Source organism: Actinomadura scrupuli, from assembly GCF_050971785.1.
Classification (GTDB): Bacteria; Actinomycetota; Actinomycetes; order Streptosporangiales; family Streptosporangiaceae; genus Actinomadura_E; species Actinomadura_E scrupuli.
On record NZ_JBPCCU010000001.1, the window covers coordinates 1,583,089 to 1,597,120 of the forward strand.

Sequence of the window (14,032 nt, forward strand, 5' to 3'; positions counted from 1 at the left end):
GGTGACGCAACACGGGAATCAAGGCCGATGGAGCGCCTTCTGGAACGGGCGGCCGGTGCTGTTCTCCCGTTGCTTTGCCCTGACCACCGATACGCGGCCTCGGGTCACCTGGTCGGCGGGCCGCGCAGCGGCCGCGCAGTGGTGGTCAGGGCAAATGCCGGGGAATACGGGTCAGGCTCCGGCGGGCCTGATCCACCGGGCCTGGGGCATGCACCAGGCCCGGAGCTTGCACAGGGACTGAGGGCTGACGGAGGTCATGGGTCAACCTCCGAGCAGGTCCCGTACGGTGTCGGCGGCCAGCCTCAGCGCTTCGGTCAGTCCCCCGGGATCGCGGCCGCCCGCCTGGGCGAGGGCTCCCTTGCCGCCCGCGCCGCCGCCGACCGCGCGGGCCGCGGCGGCCAGGGTGTCGCGAGCCTGTAGCCCCGTGCCGGCCAGCGCCGGGTTGAGGGCGGCGACGAGCATCGCCTTGCCGCCCACCTCGGTGCCCAGGACGACCACTCCTGGCTCATCGGGACGCCGTTGAGCCACGTCGGCGGCGAGCGGGCGCAGCTCCTCGCCGCTGACTCCGTGCAGGAGCTCGGTGATCAGCCAGCCGCCGTCGACCGGCTGCGCACGGCCGGCCAGCCGGTCGGCCATGGTGGCGAGTTCGGCCGTGCGCAGCCGGTCGAGGTGCCGCTGGGCCTCGGCGAGCTCGTCCAGGCGCCGCCTGAGCCGGCCGGGTGCCTGGTCGGGGCGGACGCCCAGGAGGCCGGCGAGCTCTGCGAGCAGAGCCTGCCCGTGGTCATGGTGGCGGAGCGCGTCGCCGCCGGTGAGGGCCTCGATCCGGCGCAGGCTGGCGCCGACGGAGGACTCGCCGACGATGTGCACGGGTCCGGCCTGGGAGCCGTGGCCGACGTGGGTCCCGCCGCACAGCTCGCGGGAGAAGTCGCCGATGTCGACGATACGGACCTGGTCGCCGTACCTCTCGCCGAACAGGGCGGTCGCCCCGGCGGCCTCGGCCTCGGCCCGGCCGGCCCGCCACACGCGGACCTCCGGGTCGTCGAGCAGGTGCTCGTTCACCAGGGTCTGCACGGTGCTCAGCTGAGCGGGGCCGACGGCGGTGAAGTGGGCGAAGTCGAACCGCAGCCGGCCCGGTTCCACCCGCGAACCCTGCTGGGCGGCGTGGTCGCCGAGCACACGGCGGAGCATGGCGTGCAGCACGTGGGTGGCCGAGTGGGAGCGGGCGATGGCCGCCCGCCGGTCGGCGTCCACGACCGCCTCGGTGTCCTGGCCGGTACGGATCTCGCCGCTGATGACGCGGGCGGCGTGGACGTGCAGGCCGTCCAGGCCGGGCCGGGTGTCGAGGACGCGCAGCACGGCGCCATCGCCGGTTGTCAGGGTGCCGGTGTCGCCGACCTGGCCGCCCGCCTCGGCGTAGAAGGGGCTGCGGTCAAGGATCACCTCCAGCTCGTCCCCTTCTGCCGCGGCCTCGACGAGTTCGCCGTCGTCGAGGAGCGCGACGAGGCGGGTCTCGGCGGTGGTGGTGTCGTAGCCGACGAAGTCGGTGAGCCCGTGCAGGGCTGCGACCTGCCGGTAGGCGTCCTGCCGGGCGACCGCGATGCCCTTCTTGCCGCGGCCGTCCTCCGTGGCCTGGCGACGCCGGCTCTCCAGGAGCGCGGCGAAGGCGTCCTCGTCGACGGTGAGCCCGGCGGAACGTGCGGCGTCGATGGTCAGGTCGACCGGGAACCCATAGGTGTCGTGCAGTTCGAAGGCCGTCCGCCCGGGCAGCCTGGACGCACCCGTGGCGCGGGCCCGGCCGATCGCGCCGTCGAGCAGCTTGGAGCCCTGCCGCAGTGTGCGATCGAAGCTCTGCTCCTCGGCGGTGACCACCTGCTCCACCAGAGAGCGGTGCTGCTCCAGCTCAGGCCACGCCGGTCCGAGGTTGTCGATGACGCTAGCGGTCAGGGCGGGCAGGACCGGCTGGTCGATGCCGAGCAGCCGCGCGTGGCGGATGGCCCGGCGCATCAGCCGCCGCAGGACGTACCCGCGCCCGTCCCGCGCGGGCAGCACCCCGTCGGCGATGAGGAACGCCGCCGAGCGGGCGTGTTCGGCGGCGACCTGGAACGACACCGACGCCTCGCTGCCGTCGCGGCCGGGGTACCCGCGTCCCGCGAGTTCCTGTACGAGGCGGAACGTGGGGGAGAGCAGGTCGGTCTCGCAGACGGTCTCGACGCCCTGCAGGATCGCCGCCAGCCGGTCCAGGCCGAGGCCGGTGTCGATGTTCCTGGCGGGCAGCTCACCGAGGATCGGGAAGTCGGCTTTCCCGGTGCCCTCGCCGCGCCGGTTCTGCATGAACACCAGGTTCCACAGCTCGACGTACCGTTCGCCGTCGGCGGCGGGACCGCCCGCGCGGCCGAAGGACGGCCCCCGATCGTAGTGGAGTTCCGACGAGGGCCCGCACGGTCCGGGGACCCCCATGGACCAGTAGTTGTCGGCCATCCCGAGCCGCTGGATTCGTGCGGCGGGCACCCCGACGCGCCGCCACAGGAGCTCGGCCTCGTCGTCGGCCTCATGGACGGTGATCCACAGTCGCTCCGGGTCGAGCTGGAAGCCGTCGGTGAGCAGTTCCCAGGCCCAGGCGATCGCCTCCGCCTTGAAATAGTCACCGAAGGAGAAGCTGCCGAGCATTTCGAAGAACGTCCCGTGCCGGGCCGTCCGGCCCACGTTCTCCAGGTCGGAGGTCCGCGCGCACTTCTGCACGCTGGTCGCCCGCCTGTGCTCGGGGACGCTCTCGCCGAGGAAGTAGGGCTTGAACTGGTTCATGCCCGCGTTCGTCAGCAGCAGCGTCGGATCGGAGGGGATGAGCGGGCTGGACGGCACGACATGGTGGTCGCGGGCGGTGAAGAAGCCGGTGAAGGTCGAACGGATGTCAGTCGAGCGCATGGAAAGGCCTCACGAGGTCGATGGGAGATCGGCGCACGCCGCCGAGCCGGGCCGAGAACGACTGCTCGTTCCCCAGCTCGGCGCGGATAGCTCGCCGCCCCACCTCGTGAAAGGCCATGTTCCGTGTCGTTCCTCGTCTGAATGGACGCCGGGCCCTGGCAACCGCAGACGGCCGACGGCAGTGAACACGGTCAGGGTAGCTCGCCGGCCACCCGGATTTCGCCGGGATAACGGGCGGCGTCCGGCGACCTCCGGTGAGCGGGCCCACCTGTTCGCCCCGGCCGGCCACCTCCCGTCCCGCCGCCCGGCAAGCCGCCCCCGGCATGGCAGACTGTCTCTTTACCGGCCGGTAGATCTGAAATGGGAGACCCCGGATGGCAGGCGACGAGCGGCTCTCAGGCCATCTGACCGACGAATGATGGACCTGGACGGCTACCTCGGCCTCGCGCTGCCGCTCGTGGCGGCCTGCGCCGCCCGGCCGCTGTCCGAACGGCTTCCGCCGCGTACGGCCACCTGGCTGCTCACCGCGACGGCGGTGGTCATGGCCGTGGCCGGCATCGCCACGCTCGCCGTCCTGGCGCTGGGCGGCGCACTCCGGTTGCCGGCGATCGCCGCGCTCGGGCACCTGTCGCAGCGCGTGCTGCGTCACGACGTCCAGACCGGCCCCGCGGTGGGGACGGTGGCCGGTGCGATGCTGGTCGCGAGCCTGGCGGCGGCCGGGTACGCGGCGTTGCGCCAGGTGCGCGGGCTGCTGGCGGCCGCGCGCACCACCCGGGCACTGCCGGGCGACGACCTCGTGGCCGTGGTCGACGACCCGGCGGCCGAGGCGTTCGCGCTGCCGGGCCGCCCGGGACGCGTCGTCGTCTCCACCGGCATGCTGTCGATCCTCACCGCGGCCGAACGCCGTGCCCTGCTCGCCCACGAACGCGCCCACCTCACCGGGCGCCACCATCTGTTCCGGGCCCTGACCGGGATCGTCACCGCCGCCAACCCCATGCTCTGGCCGTTGCGCGGCGCCGTCGCGTACACCACCGAGCGGTGGGCGGACGAACGCGCCGCGGCGACCGTCGACGACCGCGTGCAGACGGCGCGCGCGATCGGCAAGGCGGCCCTGGCCCACAACGACCGTCCCCGCCTCGCCCATCACGCCGCCCTCGGCATCGGTACCACCGGACGCCGGCCGGCGGGACCCTGGCCGCGCGCCGGGCGGCCGGGGCCGCTGCCACGCCGGGTGGCGGCACTGCTGGCACCTCCGCCGCACGGGCGCCCGGGGCTCGTCACCGTCACCGTCGTGCTGGTCGCGCTGTCCGTGCTGGCCGTGCAGGACGGCGCGGCCGACCTGCACGAACTCATCGAACACGCCCAGGCCCGGCCCGCCTCGGCACCGGTACAGCGCTGACCACATGTGCGCGTTCGGGGCGGAGAGCGGCTAACCCGTCCCGACCTTCTCAGCGTCGGCGAGAACCGGTCCGGCGAGTGCGCGTTCGTTCCCGGTGCGGAGCAGGCGGCCGGCCACGCACGCCATGTACGCCAGGAAGACCAGCCCGGCCACCAGGTAGGCGTTGGCGGCGAGCGTCAGCCAGCCGTGAAATCCGTATTCGCGTGGCCCGCCGGACCGGGGTGTCCACCACATCGGGGCCAGGAGGAAGAGCAGGTACCCGCACAGGGCGGGGACCCTCCGGCCGGTCCCGTTGCGCACGAGCACGACGAGCACCGGCATGATCCATACCCAGTGATGCGTCCAGGAGATCGGCGAGACCAGCAGGCCGGTCGTGCCGGTCACCGCCGCCGCGCCCAGCCAGTCGCCGCCTCGGGCCAGTACGGCCGCCACCATCAGCCCCGCGATCCCGATCGTGAGCGGCACCAGGAGATACCAGGCGCTGAGGTGGGTCACCCCGCCGGAGATCCGGAGGATCGCCCCGTAGGGGGACTGGTTACTGATGTAGGGGGCGCCCACCCGGGTGGTGTCGTGGAAGAGGTCCAGCCAGTAGAGCCGGGAGGCACCCGGAGCGATGAGATACGCGAGGAGCCCGCAGAGGACGAAGGTCGCGCCCGCCGTCACAGCGGCCCTGGTCCGCCTGGTGACCAGGAGCAGGATGATGAAGATCGCCGGGGTCAGCTTGACCGCGGCCGCCACGCCGATGCCGATCCCCGCGGAACGGCCGCGCGAGAGACGCGAGACGTCGGTGAGCACGAGGGCGAGCAGGAACAGATTGATCTGGCCCAGGAACAGCGAATGCCATACGGGTTCCAGCAGCAGCCCCAAGGCCACGGCGGCGACCATCACGGTCCTCGATGCCCGGTACCCGGCCAGCTTCAACGCGGTCCAGCACGCCCATGCGAACGCCGCGACCGAGGCCGGTTCCCACAGGACCCGGGCGAGGGTGAGCGGTATCGCGGCGAGGGGAATGAACAGGACGGCCGCGAAAGGCGTGTTGGTGAACCAGTGGGCGGCGAGGCGGTCCACGTACAAATGCGTGTCGTTTGTCACGGCACGCCCGCCCAATGTGTAGATGTGGAAGTCCAGCGCGTTGTAGCAGGCGGCGAACCCGATGACGAGTACGAGTTCGACTGCCAGCGCACCGTATAGGGCGGGCGCGATCCAACGTTTCACAACACCGCTCCGTCGATAGGGGTTCCGGTGGAGCGGCCAACGGTGTCGCGGGGCATGCCCGCGGGGCATCGGGCCGTCGGCTGCATTCGCCGGAAGCGCCGATGGCCACGGATGTACGCCCACGGGCGTACGCCCGCGGGCCAATGCCCTGGCCGGGATCCGCGGTTACGATCGGCGCATGTCCGACACGCCACGTCCCCCGCTGCTCAGGCGCATGTCACCGGGGGCGTGGATGGCCCTCATCTGGTGCGGGATCACCGCGTACGTGTTCCTGCGGCCGCCGAGCGGGCCGCTGCAGATCCCCATCGGGCCGCTGCTGGCCATGGCGGTCGTCGTGGGGGTGGCCGCACCGTTGCTGCGCCGCAGACCGCTGACGGCGCTCGCCGTGCTGCTCGCCGGGTCGGTCGCGGAGACGCTGGCCATGTACGCCTTCGAGGTCATGCTGCTGCAGTTCCTGGTGGTGAACATCGCCGTCTACTTCATCGCGGCCACCCGCCCGCGTCGCGTCTCGGTCGCCGCCGCCGTGCTGACGCTCGGCGTGGTGGCCGCCTATTTCATCGTCGTGCGGGGATATGCGGGCGACGCGACGGAACTGGCCGCCGCGTCCACGGTCGTCATCGCCTGGCTGATCGGCAATTCAAGGCGTCAGGGCCAGGTCCACGCCGAGGAGCTGCGGGCCCGGGCCACGGCCCAGGCGGTCACCGCCGAACGGCTCCGGATCGCCCGCGAGCTGCACGACATGGTCGCGCACAGCATCGGCATCATCGCCATCCAGGCCGGGATGGGCAGCCGGGTCATCGACACGCAACCGGCCGAGGCCCGCAACGCACTCGACGCCATCGAGGCCACCAGCAGGGAGACGCTGTCGGGGCTGCGGCGGATGCTGGTCGCCCTCCGCCGGGGCGCCCCGGACTCCCCGGGGGAGGCGGCGCCGCTCGATCCGGCGCCGGGCCTGGCCGACCTCGACGCCCTGGCCGAGGCGACGATGGCCGCCGGTGTCCATGTGGACGTGCGGTGGCTGGGGCAGCGGCGGCCGCTGCCCGCCGACATCGACCTGTCGGCGTTCCGCATCATCCAGGAGGCGGTCACCAACGTGGTGCGCCACGCGAGCACCGGCACCTGCCGGGTGTCCATCGACTGCCAGGAGCGGGAACTGTCCATCGAGGTCGTCGACGACGGGCACGGCGGCATCGCCGGGGGTACCGGATACGGCCTCGTCGGCATGCGCGAGCGGGTCGGCCTGCTGAACGGCGACCTCTCCGCCGGGCCGCGTCCCGAAGGCGGCTTCCGGGTGGCGGCGCGGCTGCCGGTGCCCGCGGGAGCCCGATGACGGTCCGCGTCGTGCTCGCCGACGACCAGCCCCTGATCCGTGCCGGCCTGCGCGTGCTCGTCGCCGACACCCCCGACCTCGAGATCGTGGGCGAGGCCGGGACCGGTGCCGAGGCGGTACGGCTCGTCCGGGACGCCCGGCCCGACGTGGTGGTGATGGACATCCGCATGCCCGGGATGGACGGCATCGAGGCCACCCGGATGATCACCGCTGGTTCCGGGACGTCGCGGGTCGTCGTCCTCACCACGTTCGACGACGACGACTACGTCTACGCCGCGCTCCGTGCCGGTGCCAGCGGCTTCCTGGTCAAGGACATGACCCTGGACGACATCCTCGCGGGGATCCGCGTGGTCGCCGCCGGGGACGCCCTGATCGCGCCGAGCGTCACACGCCGCCTGATCCAGCACTTCGCGGACCGGCCCCAGGCCGCCCCGAGGCGGCGGACGGCCGATGGCATCACCGACCGGGAACGCGAGGTGCTCACGCTCGTCGGAAGCGGCATGTCCAACGGCGAGATCGCCGCCAAGCTGTTCATCAGCGTGGCCACCGCCAAGGCGCACGTGGCCCGCCTGTTCACCAAGCTCGACGCCCGCGACCGCGTCCACCTCGTCATCATCGCCTACGAGATGGGCCTGGTGACACCACCCCCGTGACGACCTGCCGGGTGAACGATCGCGGGACTCGCGCACGGTTCTGCCTCCGCGAATCCCGCGATCATCTTGCGGTCCGGATCAGCGGTCCGGATCAGTGGATGGGTACGGCCGCGGCGTAGATGTCCTCGTCGTTGGCGGTGGCGGCATTGGCCGCCGGGGCCCGGCAGAGCTCCGGGGGATTGCCACTGGTGCCGGTGCCGGGGCAAAGGAACAGCGCGGTGGCCCGGGTGTCGGCCCAGACCGGGTAGGCGGTGGAGGCGGTGGCGTCGACCATGATGTAGTCGCCGTAGAACTGGCCGTTGAACTGGGTGGGCGGCGGCATGCTGGAGGAGGTGACCCGGGTGCTGGTGAAGTGGGTCAGGTCCTTGGACGTGGTCAGCGTGATGTCGGAGAAGCCGGTGGATTCGTCCGAGCCGTACTGACGGTCGTAATAGGTGGTGACGAGTGTGCCCTTGGGGCTGAAGACGGTGCCCTGCCAGAACTGGTCGGTGCCCGCCTGGCGGGTGCCGGCACCGATGACCGGCAGCGTCCGCACGTTGGTGGCGGTACCGGTGAAGCTGTTCCCGCCGTTGGTGGACGCCGTCAGCACGATGCTGTTGTTGCAGCCGCCGCTCTTGACGCCGCTGTAGAGACTGCCGAGACCAGAGGTGAGGCCGGCCGGGGTGCAGCCGCTGTTCTCGTTGGAGTCACGGCTGATGTACGAGCCGGTCGTGACGATGACGCGCTTGGGGTCGGCCGGGTCGACCATGACGTTGGGGTAGTTGGTGGCCCGGAAGATCGAGTTCGTGCTCGCACTCTTCTCCGGAACGCAGTCACGCCCCGGGTTCTTGCCCGCGCCCTGATAGGTGTCGCAGTCGGGAAGGTCGTAGTAGTCGGTGGCCTTGACCGGCGCGGAGAACGTCGCCCCGCCGTCGGAGGAGTGCGCGAGGAGGATCTGGAAGTGGTTGTCCGAACCCGTCTGCGCGGTGTTGTAGTTGGCCCAGGCGACGTAGAGGGTGCCGTCGGCGGCGGTGACCGGCTGGGAGAACTGGTTGTTGTTGCACCGGCCGCGCGGGGTGGGGACGCCGTAGGTCTGAGCGCAGAGGGCGGAGTCCGAGCTGATCAGGACGGGCGCGCTGAAGTGCTCGCCGTAGTCGCTGGAGTAGGCGCCGTAGATGTAGCCGGTGCCGTCCTCGGCGAAGGTGGTCCAGGTGACGTAGACCCGGTCGCGGTACGGGCTGTTCACGTGACCGTCGACGGTCATCAGCTGCTTGTCGAGGAGGAAGGCACCGGTTCCGGCCGTGTCGTCGTGCTCGGCGACCGGCCGGCCCGGGAAGTTGAACGAGGCGCCACCCGAGCGGGTCGAGCGGTAGACGTAGAAGCCGCTGGACTGGTCCGCGTCGGGGGAGACCGCGCTGCCGCGCTTGAACTGCTGGCACGACAGGTAGGCGTTGCCGCGGGTGTCCCAGGCCACCGAGGTGTCCCCGCTGGCCTGGAAGTACTGGCGCGGTTTGCCGCCGAAGGCGGTCCCGGACACGAATCCGTTCGGGGTGGTGGTGTCGGCCCAGCTGCGGCCGCCGTCGCCGGAGTAGGAGACACCGCACGTGCCGTCGCCCCGGCGGTAGTCGTTGTAGGTGGCGATCACCTGGCGGGTGTTACCGGGGTTCACCGCCACCCACGTCTCGTTCTGCGCCTGGCCCCGGCCGGCCAGCGGCTCGTCGGTGATGTTCAGGCAGTTCTGGTTGACCTTCACGTTGCCGGCACGCCGTCCGTCGCAGGACGCCGCGGACGCCCGCTGCGCCTTGCTGATTGCGCGGGGTGCCGGACGCGGCCCGAGCGCCTCGGTGAGGGCACCGGACGCGTGCCGCTTCTGGATCGGCGTCAGGTCTTCGTATCCGAAGGCGTGCGCGCTCGCGCCGGGTGCGGCGAGGCTGAGTCCTCCCAGCAGCAGTGCTCCCGTCACGGCGACGTTCAGTGCACGACGTGTACGCATGCGAACCTCCCTGGGCAGGCACGCTTGCCTGCCATGCGGGCGCCCGGAACAACGCCCGTGCGGAAGGTAGATCCGTCTCAGCAAGTGGACAAGGCCCAGTGACCGGAGGCGGACACCGCGCTCGGTAAGGTCCGCGACCTACATTGACAGGTGTGTAGTACGAGCGGACGTTGGGCATGCCCTCGGCTCGCTTCGGGCCGCCGACCCGATCGGCTCAGAAGACCGGTACGCCGTCGCGGACCAGCCTCCAGTTCTCCACGTGGAAGGTCGAGGGGTCGATGGTCCCGGCCGCGGAGGCGTACGCGACGATCGCCTCCCGGATCGCGACCTGGGCGTTGTAGACGACCGGAGCGGCGGCGATGTGCGGGAAGCCGCCACCACCGGACTGGCGGTAGTTGTTGACCGCGACCACGAACCGCTGGTCGTCGGCGACCGCCGTGCCGTCGTAGGCGAGGTTGCGGATCCGGGCGCCCTCGGCCTGGGCGATGTCGATGTCGTAGGTGACGCCGGAGAACTGGTCGTAGTTGTAGTCGGGACGGTTGGCGGCGTTGGTCCACGATCCCGGCTCGACCGGGGCGCCCGCGGCGACCTGCTTGAAGTACTGCGCCGAGTACTCCAGGTACGCCTTGATCTGGGAGCCGGTCAGGATGCTGCCCAGCAGCGTGTTGTCGTAGATGTAGAGCCCGGCGATGTCCTTGATCGTGACCGCGCCGGCCGGGAAGGTGGCGCTGCGGCTGAACGGCGAGGCGATCGACAGCACCGGCAGGGACGCGTTGGCGGTGCCGGCGATGGCCTCCTTGACCTTCGCGGTCTGCACCAGGTGGATGTAGTCGAGGATCGCGGTGTCCTTCCAGCAGGACTCCGCCGCGGACATCGCCTCGGTGGAGGTGGCCACGTCCTGGTTGACGTACGCGACCACCTCGTCGTGCTGCTTCTTCACCAGCGCGACGAGCTTCGGGTCCTCCTGCACCGTGTTGGTGTTCACCGTCGTGGCCGACTTGGCGGTGACCTTCCAGCGGCCACGGTCCTGGGTCAGGGTGAGGTCGAAGACCGACAGCCTCTCGCCCCAGCACTTCGGCTCGCTCATCACCACCGTCCTGCCGGTGACCTCGTTGGTGACGAACCGCTCGGGGACGTCGTTGTGGGCGTGGCCGAAGAGGATGGCGTCGATCCCGGGGACCTGCTGGGCCAGCATGGCCGAGGCGTTCTCCACCGGGATGTCGCCGGTGTAGGACGAAAGGCCGCTGTCACCCGCGTGCGCGCTGACGACCATGACGTCGACGCCCTGGGCCCGGATGAGCGGGACCCACTTCTTGGCGGTCTCGACCAGGTCGAGGAAGTCCAGCTTGCCGGAGACGTTGGCCTTGTCCCAGATGGCGACGCCCGGGTTGGTCAGGCCGAGCAGCCCGACCCTGATCGGCGGATGGCCCGGCACGTGCATCCTCTTGATGATGTACGGCCGGTACGCGGGCCGGTTCGTGCCCGCGTGGACGGCGTTGGCGGCCAGCGCCGGAGCGTCCATCTGACTGATCCACTTGTCCAGCAGCGGGAGGCCGTAGTTGAACTCGTGGTTGCCCAGTGCCACGGCGTCGAAGCCCATGGCGTTCATCTGCCGCGCGATCGGATGGATCTGGCCGGTGGTGGTGATCGGCTTCACCGTGGCGTAGTAGAAGCCCAGCGGGGTGCCCTGGATGGTGTCTCCCGCGTCGAACAGCAGCGTGCGCTCCCGCCCGCGGTCCGCCCGGATCTGGTTCACCAGGCTCGACACCCGCGCCAGGCCGACCACGTTCCCGGCGCTGTCGCTGTACTGGGCGTCCTTGTAGTAGTCCCAGTCGACCGCGTGGCTGTGGATGTCGGACGTGCCCATGATGGTGATGGTCACCGACCGGCCGGCACTCTTGGCGGTCGTCGCCGCCTCGGCCGCGCGCGGCCAGCCCGCGAGAGCGAGCGCACTTGTGGCGGTCAGCCCGCCGAGGACCTGCCGTCGGCTGACTCCCGGACTCTCCTCGGCCTCATCCGGAACCCGGCAGGAACACCACCGAGGCACTGGACCGGACCGGCTCCCTGGACTCTCCATGGCGAACGCATTCCTTCCGGGGGCTGGACGAGCTGCCAGGATAAAGTCCGTACGCCCGGATTCGTACCGGTGAGATGTTCTGATCCCGGCACCCGATCGTTGGCACTCCCCGGTCTTGCGCCGGGTGCCGGGCCAGGTGGAGCCACGTGGGGGCTACGTGGGGGTGGGCGCGATGTCGGTGAAGTCGGCGTGCGTCAGCATGACGGAGGTCGTGAGGCGCCCGGCGTCGAACTGCTCGTGCGCCAGTGGCAGGCCGCTGCGCCGGTCGATGATGTATCTGCTCGTCCCGGAGACGCCTTCGGAGGGCTTGCCGGTCCGGGTGATCGCCTGGCCCCTCCGCCCGTTCTGATCCGAGACCTCACCCAGCGACGTGACGTCGGGCAGGTCGGCGAGGACCCGGTAGCAGGCCGCCCGTACCTGCGGTGTGACCGGTCCGCCGGGCTCGAAGAGCACCGTGCCGGTCGCCGCCCAGAGCTGGGCGGACTCTCCCTCCACTGGTCCGGCCAGCCCGCCGGCGCGGGTCCAGGCGAGAAGCTGCTGCTTCAGGCGGACCGGATCGGCCGAGAGCTTGGTGACGTCCAGCCCGGCGGGAGGCAGCATGAAGGCGGCCAGACCGCCGGCCATCCGCTGCACCTCGCGCGGCCCCGGGCGGGTCGTGGCCTGGATGCACGGCGGCCTGCGGAGGACGGGCGGGCCACCGGGCGACCTGCGCGGCGGCTGACCGGCGCAGGCCGCCGTCATCATCCGGGTGGGGGATCCCGCGGTGAAATACCGGTCGTAGACGAGCGCGAACCCTTCGGGTTCGGTCAGCGACTGCTCGACCAGGCCGGCATCGGGGACCTCGGGTAGCACTGCCATGCCACTCCTTTCGGTGGGCGGCGGTCACCCGGTACTTGGCCGATGGGTCGATCGTCTTTACACCGCCCGAACGTGTGCTCACCGGGCGCCAACTCGTGACATATCCGCAGAAACACAACTGTGCGCGCCCTGTCGGCGCGGCGCGGCCGGATCGACGCCGAGACCGTGGCCACGGCCGGCGCGTGGTCACGGGCCGGCCGGCCGGGCCGGCCGTCGCGGAGGACGTCCGCCGGTCACGGGCCGGCGGCCTCCCGGGGGTCCGCTGCCATCGCGGCCGGACCGGGGAGAGGCCGGCCCGCGGTCTCCGGGGTGAACAGCACCGTCAGGACACCGATGAGCCCCGCGCCGGCCAGGTAGAACCCGGGCACCAGGAGGTTGCCGGTGCCGTGCACCAGGGCCTGGGTGATGAGCGGTGTGGTGCCGCCGAACAGCGAGACGCCGAGGTTGAACGCCACCGACAGCGCCCCGGCGCGGATCTCGGTGGGGAACAGCGCCGGAAGGGTGGCCGGGCCGGTGGCCTCGAAGCAGAGCAGCATCAGCCCGACCAGCAGGCAGCCCAGGAAGACCCAGTGGACGGTGCCGGTGCGGATGAGCAGGAACGCGGGCACGGCCCCGAAGACGAGCAGCAGGCAGCCGGCCATGAGGACCGGCCTGCGCCCGACCCGGTCGGAGAGCCGCCCGACGAACGTGATGAGCACGATGAGGATCGTCAGGACGGCCACTACGACCATCAGGGCGGTGGTGGCGGGCATCCCGACATCGGCGGCCAGGAAACTCGGCAGGTAGGCCGGGAGCATGTAGCTGCCCACGTTCCAGACCAGTACCAGGCCGATGCACACCAGCAGTGACCGCCGCTGCTCGACGAAGATGCGCCGGAACTCCGCCCGTACGCCGGTCTCGCGGACGGCCCGGGGGCCCAGTTGCTCGAACGCCGGGGTCTCGGTCACCTTGAGCCGCAGGTAGAGGCCCGTGAGCCCGAGCGGCCCGGTGATCAGGAACGGGATGCGCCAGCCCCAGGAGATCAGGTCCCGGTGGGACAGCGCCGCGGTCAGCGCGGTGACGAGCAGGGCGCCGAGGACGATGCCGGCCAGGGTGCCGAACTCCAGCCAGCTGGTCAGGTGCCCGCGGCGCCGGTCAGGGGCGTGCTCGGCGACGAACGTCATGGCCGAGCCGTACTCGCCGCCGGTGGAGAAGCCCTGCACGAGCCGGGCGACGAGCAGCAGCACCGGCGCCCATATCCCGATGGTGTGGTAGTCGGGAACGAGCCCGATGCAGAAGGTCCCGGCCGCCATCATGATGATGGTCGTGGCCAGCACCCGTTTGCGCCCGATGCGGTCGCCGAGCGGGCCGAAGAAGAATCCGCCGAGTGGCCGGACCAGGAACGCGGCGGAGAACGTGGCGAATGTCGAGAGCAGTTGTACCGAACTGTCGGCGGTAGGGAAGAAGACCTCTCCCAGGGTCACGGCCATGTAGCTGAAGATGCCGAAGTCGAACCATTCCATCATGTTGCCGAGCGCGGTGGCCGCGATCGTACGCCGCAACATCGACGGGTCGGCGACGGTCACGTCACCTCTCGTACCCCCTGTGCCTGGGCTTTCGCGCCCGG

General features: G+C 71.2%; 10 protein-coding genes. 3 read left to right on the forward strand and 7 right to left on the reverse strand.

The window, feature by feature from the left end:
• Window positions 1–261: 261 nt before the first annotated feature.
• Both alaS and ACRYCC_RS07210 read right to left on the reverse strand, forming a co-directional pair.
• A complete protein-coding gene (alaS, locus tag ACRYCC_RS07205) occupies window positions 262–2,922 on the reverse strand; it encodes an alanine--tRNA ligase (protein ID WP_433809789.1) in 2,661 nt (886 codons plus the stop codon).
• A complete protein-coding gene (locus tag ACRYCC_RS07210) occupies window positions 2,909–3,040 on the reverse strand; it encodes a hypothetical protein (protein ID WP_433809790.1) in 132 nt (43 codons plus the stop codon). The genes alaS and ACRYCC_RS07210 overlap by 14 nt, the downstream gene beginning before the upstream one ends.
• A gap of 297 nt (window positions 3,041–3,337) precedes the next feature.
• Between ACRYCC_RS07210 and ACRYCC_RS07215 the strand changes: the two genes are divergently transcribed.
• Window positions 3,338–4,321: a M56 family metallopeptidase gene (locus ACRYCC_RS07215; protein ID WP_433809791.1), complete on the forward strand. Its 984-nt coding sequence runs from the start codon at window positions 3,338–3,340 to the stop codon at window positions 4,319–4,321.
• 30 nt (window positions 4,322–4,351) lie between these two features.
• Here ACRYCC_RS07215 and ACRYCC_RS07220 read toward each other — a convergent pair whose 3' ends face one another.
• Window positions 4,352–5,536, reverse strand: coding sequence for a glycosyltransferase 87 family protein (locus ACRYCC_RS07220; RefSeq protein WP_433809792.1), 1,185 nt, complete (start codon window positions 5,534–5,536; stop codon window positions 4,352–4,354).
• A gap of 178 nt (window positions 5,537–5,714) precedes the next feature.
• Between ACRYCC_RS07220 and ACRYCC_RS07225 the strand changes: the two genes are divergently transcribed.
• Both ACRYCC_RS07225 and ACRYCC_RS07230 read left to right on the forward strand, forming a co-directional pair.
• Window positions 5,715–6,866 carry a sensor histidine kinase gene (locus ACRYCC_RS07225; protein ID WP_433809793.1) on the forward strand — a complete coding sequence of 384 codons (1,152 nt, stop codon included), beginning with the start codon at window positions 5,715–5,717 and terminating at the stop codon, window positions 6,864–6,866.
• Window positions 6,863–7,519, forward strand: a complete 657-nt coding sequence (locus ACRYCC_RS07230) for a response regulator (protein ID WP_433809794.1) — start codon at window positions 6,863–6,865, stop codon at window positions 7,517–7,519. Before ACRYCC_RS07225 ends, ACRYCC_RS07230 begins: the two co-directional genes overlap by 4 nt.
• A gap of 91 nt (window positions 7,520–7,610) precedes the next feature.
• Here ACRYCC_RS07230 and ACRYCC_RS07235 read toward each other — a convergent pair whose 3' ends face one another.
• The 4 genes from ACRYCC_RS07235 to ACRYCC_RS07250 form a co-directional block, all read right to left on the reverse strand.
• The gene (locus ACRYCC_RS07235) at window positions 7,611–9,491 is read right to left on the reverse strand and encodes a sialidase family protein (protein ID WP_433809795.1); all 1,881 of its coding nucleotides are present in this window, start codon (window positions 9,489–9,491) and stop codon (window positions 7,611–7,613) included.
• 214 nt (window positions 9,492–9,705) lie between these two features.
• Window positions 9,706–11,358 carry a bifunctional metallophosphatase/5'-nucleotidase gene (locus tag ACRYCC_RS07240; protein WP_433809796.1) on the reverse strand — a complete coding sequence of 551 codons (1,653 nt, stop codon included), beginning with the start codon at window positions 11,356–11,358 and terminating at the stop codon, window positions 9,706–9,708.
• A 363-nt stretch (window positions 11,359–11,721) separates the two neighbouring features.
• Window positions 11,722–12,426, reverse strand: a complete 705-nt coding sequence (locus tag ACRYCC_RS07245; RefSeq protein ID WP_433809797.1) for a hypothetical protein — start codon at window positions 12,424–12,426, stop codon at window positions 11,722–11,724.
• A gap of 233 nt (window positions 12,427–12,659) precedes the next feature.
• Window positions 12,660–13,991, reverse strand: coding sequence for an MFS transporter (locus ACRYCC_RS07250; RefSeq protein ID WP_433809798.1), 1,332 nt, complete (start codon window positions 13,989–13,991; stop codon window positions 12,660–12,662).
• Window positions 13,992–14,032: the final 41 nt, after the last annotated feature.

Coding starts and splice junctions, on each gene's coding strand:
- alaS (WP_433809789.1), bottom strand. CDS start 2,922: ATGCGCTCGACTGACATCCGTTCGACCTTCACCGGCTTCTTCACCGCC.
- ACRYCC_RS07210 (WP_433809790.1), bottom strand. CDS start 3,040: ATGGCCTTTCACGAGGTGGGGCGGCGAGCTATCCGCGCCGAGCTGGGG.
- ACRYCC_RS07215 (WP_433809791.1), top strand. CDS start 3,338: ATGATGGACCTGGACGGCTACCTCGGCCTCGCGCTGCCGCTCGTGGCG.
- ACRYCC_RS07225 (WP_433809793.1), top strand. CDS start 5,715: ATGTCCGACACGCCACGTCCCCCGCTGCTCAGGCGCATGTCACCGGGG.
- ACRYCC_RS07230 (WP_433809794.1), top strand. CDS start 6,863: ATGACGGTCCGCGTCGTGCTCGCCGACGACCAGCCCCTGATCCGTGCC.
- ACRYCC_RS07235 (WP_433809795.1), bottom strand. CDS start 9,491: ATGCGTACACGTCGTGCACTGAACGTCGCCGTGACGGGAGCACTGCTG.
- ACRYCC_RS07240 (WP_433809796.1), bottom strand. CDS start 11,358: ATGGGCACGTCCGACATCCACAGCCACGCGGTCGACTGGGACTACTAC.
- ACRYCC_RS07245 (WP_433809797.1), bottom strand. CDS start 12,426: ATGGCAGTGCTACCCGAGGTCCCCGATGCCGGCCTGGTCGAGCAGTCG.